General features: G+C 56.8%; 7 protein-coding genes. 6 read left to right on the forward strand and 1 reads right to left on the reverse strand.

Going from position 1 to position 7,391, the window contains the following annotated elements; all coding sequences use genetic code 11:
* Window positions 1-52 precede the first annotated feature (52 nt).
* The 6 genes from JNL86_02060 to JNL86_02085 all read left to right on the forward strand — a co-directional run bounded on the left by JNL86_02060 (window position 53) and on the right by JNL86_02085 (window position 6,306).
* Window positions 53-1,072, forward strand: coding sequence for a hypothetical protein (locus tag JNL86_02060; protein MBL8041688.1), 1,020 nt, complete (start codon window positions 53-55; stop codon window positions 1,070-1,072).
* Between the two features lie 4 nt (window positions 1,073-1,076).
* Window positions 1,077-2,981 carry a cytochrome ubiquinol oxidase subunit I gene (locus JNL86_02065; protein ID MBL8041689.1) on the forward strand — a complete coding sequence of 635 codons (1,905 nt, stop codon included), beginning with the start codon at window positions 1,077-1,079 and terminating at the stop codon, window positions 2,979-2,981.
* A gap of 64 nt (window positions 2,982-3,045) precedes the next feature.
* The gene (locus tag JNL86_02070) at window positions 3,046-3,666 is read left to right on the forward strand and encodes a cytochrome c (GenBank protein MBL8041690.1); all 621 of its coding nucleotides are present in this window, start codon (window positions 3,046-3,048) and stop codon (window positions 3,664-3,666) included.
* A 30-nt stretch (window positions 3,667-3,696) separates the two neighbouring features.
* Window positions 3,697-4,422, forward strand: a complete 726-nt coding sequence (locus tag JNL86_02075) for a c-type cytochrome (protein MBL8041691.1) — start codon at window positions 3,697-3,699, stop codon at window positions 4,420-4,422.
* A gap of 40 nt (window positions 4,423-4,462) precedes the next feature.
* Window positions 4,463-5,290: a hypothetical protein gene (locus JNL86_02080; GenBank protein ID MBL8041692.1), complete on the forward strand. Its 828-nt coding sequence runs from the start codon at window positions 4,463-4,465 to the stop codon at window positions 5,288-5,290.
* Window positions 5,291-5,292: 2 nt separating this feature from the next.
* Window positions 5,293-6,306 (forward strand): c-type cytochrome, encoded by a 1,014-nt coding sequence (locus JNL86_02085; GenBank protein ID MBL8041693.1) that lies wholly within the window; start codon window positions 5,293-5,295, stop codon window positions 6,304-6,306.
* A 1-nt stretch (window position 6,307) separates the two neighbouring features.
* Here JNL86_02085 and ubiA read toward each other — a convergent pair whose 3' ends face one another.
* Window positions 6,308-7,210, reverse strand: coding sequence for a 4-hydroxybenzoate octaprenyltransferase (gene ubiA / locus JNL86_02090; GenBank protein ID MBL8041694.1), 903 nt, complete (start codon window positions 7,208-7,210; stop codon window positions 6,308-6,310).
* Window positions 7,211-7,391: the final 181 nt, after the last annotated feature.

Consider the following 7,391-nt stretch of genomic DNA (forward strand, 5'->3'; position numbering starts at 1 on the left):
GGCGGCCATCATCAATCGCGAATTTTTGGAATAGCCGGAGGGTCTTGGGCACATGACTGGTCGAGAGACGATGTCGTCATTCAAGTTAGGGCTGAGCATTCTCTGGCCTGCCTGTTGGACCGCGTTGCCGCTCAAGATGGCATTCGCCATGTTGTTCATGGCGATGGGGACGATCCACCTGGAGACCAAGCTCGGCATCACGTTTCTGATGCTGTTGATGAGTCCCGTGAGCGTGTTCGCCTTCTTCTTGATTACGCTGGTCACGGGCTTTCATTTCGGAGAGGGCATCGGCCTTCCCCTCGTGTTTCTCGTCTCCATTCCAATTGATATCTGGGCGATTGGTCTGGTGTCGCGCACCGTGTTTCTGGAACGGCTACGTCTGGAACCCCCGGATTCCCTCGGGGTCGGCCTCTGGGTTCGATTCGCCGGCGCCGGTGCGATTTATCTTCCGCTCCTGTGGGTGATCGAAAGCGGCGCTACCGATTTGGCCCGATCCATCACGAAATCCATCCTGGATCTCGAGATGCTGAAGGGGTTGCCGGTAGCCGAACGAATTGGTCTGGAATTTACCGCGTGGGGTAGCGCTTCGTTAGTCGTCTTGATCGCGCTGACCTACGTTGGCCTGATCATTCTCGGGAAACTTGTGGAAGGTCGGACGGCCGGTGCTCAACCTGCGTCGGATACCTATCAAGAACTCATTTGGCGGTGGGATATGTTCCGTGTGCCCACCGATCAAAGTCTGATGCTGACCGCTTTCACGGGTGCCGGTGCAGTGTTGAGCGTGGTGTTCTGGATGGTATTGCCCGTCTCCACGCCGCATCCCCATGAATGTTGTAAGCCGGCGGCTGTGGCGATCGCGCCCCCCTTCGATCCTCAGAAATCCCTGACCAAAGATGAAAAAGCGTTCAAGGACGCAGAGGTGAAGATTGCCGCGCTTGAGCAGAAGACCGCTGAAGACGAGAAGGACAAGCAAAAGGGCGGAAAGGATAAAGCCGGTGTCAAAGAAGGAGCCGCAAAGAGTGAGGTCAAGGCTCCGCAACCAGCAGCCGGAAAACCGGCAGGGAGCAAGTGACATCATGGCGAACGACGAGGTGACAACAATGATGAACCATGGGCGGACTATTGGAAATCAGGTGCGCCAAATGGCGGGGCGAATCGCGTTACTCGCGGGATGCGCAGCAGTGCTCGGATGGATGGGAATGCCGGACATGGCCATGGCCCAGGACGCAGCCGCGCAAGCTCCGACCGCCTATCGGGACATCCCGTATGTCGGCAGCCGCAACCTCGTCTGGATCATCGCGCAGCTACACCTTCTCCTCGCAGGGTTTGTGCTTGGCGTGCCGATTTTCGCCTGGCTGTGCGAAGTGGTGGGCTATAAGTCCGGCGATAAGCGCTACGACAAGTTGGCCAAAGAGTTTACCAAGCTGCTCACCTCGTCCTATGCCACGACCGCCCTGTTCGGTGGCATCCTGCTGTTTCTCCTGATCGGCTTCTATCCGAAGTTGATGGCCTATTTGACCGACATTTTCTTCCCCTCTTTCCTCGTCTATTGCGGGCTCTTCCTCGTGGAAACTGCCACGTTGTACCTCTATTGGTACGGTTGGGACGCGATGTCCGAGGGGAATGGAAAGAAGTTCCACATTTTCTTGGGCTTCCTGCTCAATGTCTTTGCCTTCTTCATCATGATCGTGCCCAACTCCTGGGCCACGTTCCAAGCCAGCCCGGTCGTCATCGCCGAAGGAACTGATTTCGAACGCGCCTGGGCCGCGACCTGGAACCCGACCTGGTGGCCGGTGAACATCCATCGCATCATCGCGAACGTGGTGCTGGGAGGATACATCTGCGGAGCCTATGCCGGTATCCGATACCTGTCGGCTAAGAGTACCGAGGAACGTTACCACTATGACTGGATGGGCTACGTTGGCAACTTCATCGGCGTCTTCGGTTTGTTGCCCTTGCCCTTCGCTGGTTATTGGTTGATGCGCGAAATCTATCAGTACAACCAACAGATGGGTATCACCCTCATGGGCGGATTCCTTTCCTGGTTGTTCATCCTACAGGCCATGTTGATCGGGGTACTCTTCCTCGGATCCAACTATTATTTCTGGATGGGTATTACCCATCGAATACCAGGATCCGAAGGCCAGTATCGCAAGCCGATCATGGCCATGTTGATCATCCTGTTGATGTGTCTCGCCGTCTGGATGACGCCGCACTCTCTCGTGGCCAGTCTGGAAGAGGCCCAGAAGATGGGCGGGACCCACCATCCGCTGCTCGGCGTCTTCGGCGTCATGTCGGCCAAAATGACGGTGTCGAACCTGATGGTGCTCGTCACGTTCATGAGCTTCATCATGTATTGGCGTGCAGGCAAAGAAGACACGGCGGGATGGGCGAAGGTCGCGAAATCGGTCATGGGTGCCGTACTCGTGCTGGCTGGACTCGCGGTGATCGTCCTCGGTGTCTGGGGCTACTTTGTCCCGGCCATCATTCGCATCAATTACTTCTCTACATCTCAAGTGGGTATCGTCATCTTCGTCATGTTGACCATCACACCCTTGACCGCTTTGCTGCTCAAAAGTGCCAAGACCACCACGGAAATGGTGTGGGGGAGAATGCCTCCTCGTGCCGGCTATTCGCTGGTCTTGAACGCGGTCATGGTCATTCTGTTGATGACGCTGATGGGGTATGCCCGCTCCTCATCGCGCGTCCATTGGCATGTGTATGGTGTCATGCGTGACTCATCTCAGTATGCGTTTTCACCTGCCCTTGGGTATGCCGCGACATTGATGGCCCTGTGTACATTCCTGTTCTGTATGTTGGTCGCTTTCATTTTCTGGGTCGCGACGATGGGTGACAAAGCCAAGGCTGCTGCCAGTGCGAAAAGCGCGGCTGAAGCCGGAGGCATCCCTGCCATGGCGGGTGGGTCGCCGGCATTGGACGTCCCTGCAACCGAGGCGTCCGAGGGACAGCGTCCGGTCTGATCGGATAGACGAGTTCCTCTGACCCGCGGAGGAAACCGTGATCATTATCCTTTGTTGAGGACTTATGAGCGAAGTAGTCAAACTGCAGCTAATCGGTCTGTGTGTCGTCGGGATCGGAACCGTCATCCTCTTGTTCATCAAGGGGCAATTTCTCCGGGTGATCGGGTTTGTCGCGATCGTGTTGGGGTTATTTGCCTTGGTCGCGTTGGCCGTCCCGCAGATGGCTTCGCTACCCCCGGCCGAAGAAAGCATCAATATCGCGGACATCAAAACTCCGACGGACATGGCGACAATCGGGCAAAAGATATTTTTCAGCAAAGGCCAATGCGCGCTCTGCCATTCCATTGGTCCGAGTGAATCGGCTCGCTGCCCGGACCTCAAAGGTATCGGTGCGAAGCTGTCCCGTGAGTTTATTTTCGAGAGCCTGACGGAACCGCAAGCCTACCTCTATTTGGACTATCGCCACGAAGGCGTGCCAAAGGAATATCCGGCTCGCATGCCGTACATCAATAAGAACCCGATCGGCCTGTCCAAGAATGAAATTCTTTCGATTATCGCGTTCCTGCAGCAAATGAGCGGCGAACCGATCAGCGTGAGCCCTGCGGAGTTGGACCTTCCCCGTGCCACCCCGGCACCGGTGAAGGCTGCGGATGCCGGTACCCTTGCTGTGGCGCAGGCACGATAAGTTATCGACGGTGAAGTAGAGGAGGAAGGTATGGGAGGCGTATTTGTCAGACCAATCATACTCACGGTCTGTATCTATTTGTTCCTGAAATTCATTGTTCCGGTCTTGCCGCATAGTGCGCCGTTGCCTTCAAGCTTGATTTTTCTGTACCTGATGCTGGTGATGTCAGGTTCGGTGCTGTTTGCCACGTTGAGTGGCGAATCCAAGGACGCATTCTTTCAGCCGATTCTCCGTTTCCTGACAGGGGAAAGCGGTGGCGCACTCAGCAGCGCCCGCTATCTCGTGCTGGCGCTGTTTCCCATCCTCGTGGGATGGCAGACCTATGGCAGCACGGCTTCGAGTGATGCACCCCCGGGTGAGAATCGCACGATTCACCCCGCTCCTCCCGGCGAATACACCGGACTCTCCAATCCGGTACCGAAGACGCCGGAGAATATTATGTATGGGAAAGGTTTGTATGCCTCGCGTTGCGCGCCCTGCCACGGCAATTTCGATGGCAAGGGGTTCGCGGCCGCAGGATTTACGCCACCGCCGGCGAACTTTAAGGACCCGACGACGATCGCCATGCTGCAAGAAAGCTATCTGTTCTGGCGGATCAAGAAGGGCGGCGTCGGCCTTCCTGTCGAAGGCATGCCATGGAAAACGGCCATGCCGCGATGGGAACTTGAAATGTCCGATGAGGACATCTGGAAAGTCATTATGGGCGAATATGACGGAGCCGGACAGAAACCTAGAACCTGGGACGAGTCCGAGTAATTTCTCCGATCAGAGATTGCTGAGCAATTAAGGGGAACGTATGGCACGAGTGAGGAGAGTAGGAAAGAGATGGTGGGTTGGAGCCGTCGGCCTTTTAGGGCTGTGCGTGGCTGCTGAAGTGCAGCCTGCCTATAGTCAGCAAAGCGTCGCAGTGCGCGCGGGACTTGTGAAGGGCTCCCTTCCGGCCGATGATCCCACGGCAGCAGCATGGGCTACTGCCTCCGTGTCTGAATTCCCCATGTCTCCTCAGGTCCATTGGCCGGTCAGAATCACGGAGGTGACCGCGAAAACTGTCAAGGTTCGAGGCCTCCACGATGGAACCACGGTCGCCATCATGCTCGAATATTCGGATCCCTCTGAAGATCCCGATGATGCGGCTGCGTTGGAGTTCATGGTGGGTGATACCAAGGCCCACTTCGCTCACGGTCAGCCGATGGCGCAGGTCGAGGGTGGCCCGGTCAATATCTGGTACTGGAAGAATAAAGACGGGAAAGGTTCGGACCTAGGCGCGAAGGGATTCGGCACGCTCAAGCCACATAGTCATCAGGACGTCAAGGCCAAGGGCGTCTACCAGGGCGGCGTGTGGAAGGTCGTTTTCTCGCGGCCGTTGAGCACGGAGCATGTGGCGGAAGATACCCAATTCAAGCCAGGAGAATTTGGCAGCATCGCCTTCGCTGTCTGGGACGGCAAAAAGATGGAGAGCGGCCAGCCGAAAGAAAAGGGTTCTGAAAAAGCGATTTCATCCTGGTGGTATTTCCGTGCCGATGCACCACCGGACTATTCCCCGTACCTGTACGCATTACTCGCGGTGGGCCTCGCGCTGGGCTTCGAGATGGCTCTCGTGAGACGTTTAAAGAAAGGGTCGTGAGCATGAGGGCGTGGCGAAGAATACGCGTCTTTGGAGCAGTCGTCGGGGTAGTGGGCCTCTCGGGCCTCATCGGTGCGGGTTGTTCGATGATGCAGAGTGAACAGGCCGCTAAGGGCAAGAAGCTCTACGCGCACTATTGCATGCATTGCCACGGCGAAACCGGCAAGCAGAATGAAGGGTTCAACTGGTCCTCAATGACCGACCCGAAACCAAAAGACCTCTCCAACAAGTCGGAAATGGGCACGTTCAAGGACGAGGATATCTTCAACACGATCTCTCGTGACATGAAGGATACGAGCCCGAACGGCGACAAGATCGGCGACGATGAATTTGCTGTGCCGACCATGCCGACCTTCAAGTACACGCTGTCAGAGGAAGAGATCTGGGGCATCGTCGGATATGTGCGTTCCTTGCACGGCAAGAAGTTAGAGTTTAACGTCGAGGGTCGTAAGAAAGAGCTCCAAGAGGCCAAGCAATCTGCCGAGCAAAAGTATAAAGAGGCGGAACGTTTGGAGCAGGAAGCCGAAAAGAAGGCCAGCGACGAAGCCGACAAGAAGGGTGTGGAAGTCGACGATAATGCCTATGCCAAGGAAATGCAGGCGATGGGGCAGGCCAAGAAGGACCTGGACCAGGCTACAGCTGCAATGGCGAATTTTACCACCAGGCCTGGCAAGGGCGTGAACATTGCCCGCCCCGATTTGAACATGAAGCCGGATGCGGCTGCAAAACTCGTCGAAGTCGGCAAGCAGATTTATGTGACCAAGTATGGATGCAATGGATGCCACAAGATCGGCGAAGAGGGTGGTAAGGTTGGCCCTGCGTTAGATCGCGCAGGCTATCGATTGAATCCGACGTGGGTGTATCGGTGGCTGCGGAATCCGCAGGCCATGAAGCCGGATACCCGTATGCCGAGCCTGGGCCTCAATGATGCGGATGCCAAAGCGGTTGCCCTCTACCTGAAAACGCTGCGTGCACCGAAGCCGGATAAGCCGTTAGGCAAGGTGAGCGAAGAGTAGATTACGGAGTCGTCCCGAGCGTACCGATCCACAGTGCAATGAGGATTGTGGCTCCGACGTACACGTGCTGGTAAAACATTTCGAACGCTGTGTGCGGCGCGAGGGGCAACCGTAAGCGCCGCACCTGCCGAAGAAAAAATCCTCCAAGCAGGGCTACGATCACATAGTAGCCGATTCCCAGGCCTGATACGTACCCGGCCGCAATCAAACATCCCGTCATTCCCGTGAGGAAGAGTCCGACGGCCAGCGGGACCGCAGCGCCGAAGAGAAGCGCGGACGATTTCACGCCAATCCGCTGGTCATCCTCACGGTCTTGCAACGCGTAGATCGTGTCGTAGGCGACTGCCCAACAGATGGTTGCGCCGAAAAGCCACCAGGCTTGTACATCGATGGTGGCCCGCGAGGCAGCCCATGCCATGATCGCACCCCAGCCGAAGGCGATGCCCAAGACTGCCTGTGGCATGTGAATCCACCGTTTGCAAAACGGGTAGATGGCCGCCAGAAATAACGCGATCGGACTGAGTCCGATGGTCAACCAATTCAGCGGGAAGACGAGCGCTGCCGCCATCAACGCCAGACTACTGGTCACTATCAGGGCATGTCCCAGCGTTAATCTGCCGGCGGCCAAGGGCCGTGCGCTGGTGCGTGCCACGTGTTTGTCGAAATTGCGATCGGCCACGTCGTTGATCACGACGCCGAGACTCCGCATGACAAAGGATCCGAGCGCGAAGATGCCGACCAACCAGAGCGGCGGTCGACCGTGATTGGCGAGAACCAACGCCCACAGGCTCGGCCACATCAAGAGCCAGGTGCCTGACTGGTTGTTGAGACGGATCAGGTCGGCGACGGCGCTCCATGTCCAGGCAGGCGAGTCGCGTTCGGTTGACTGGTTGGCGGAGATCACGCGCTGGACCTTAACGGAGCACAAGGAACCTGTCAACGAGACCCCTCAGCGGTTGTCATGTCTTTGCCAGATTGGGTATAACAAACTATCGTGCAGCGATTGAGAGGCGGTTGGATCAGTGGTCGCAGGTGGCGGTCTTCCCGGTGTGCTCTTGCGGCGCTCATGGCGGCGGTGCTTGTCT

This window comes from Nitrospira sp. (assembly GCA_016788885.1).
Lineage (GTDB): Bacteria > Nitrospirota > Nitrospiria > Nitrospirales > Nitrospiraceae > Nitrospira_A.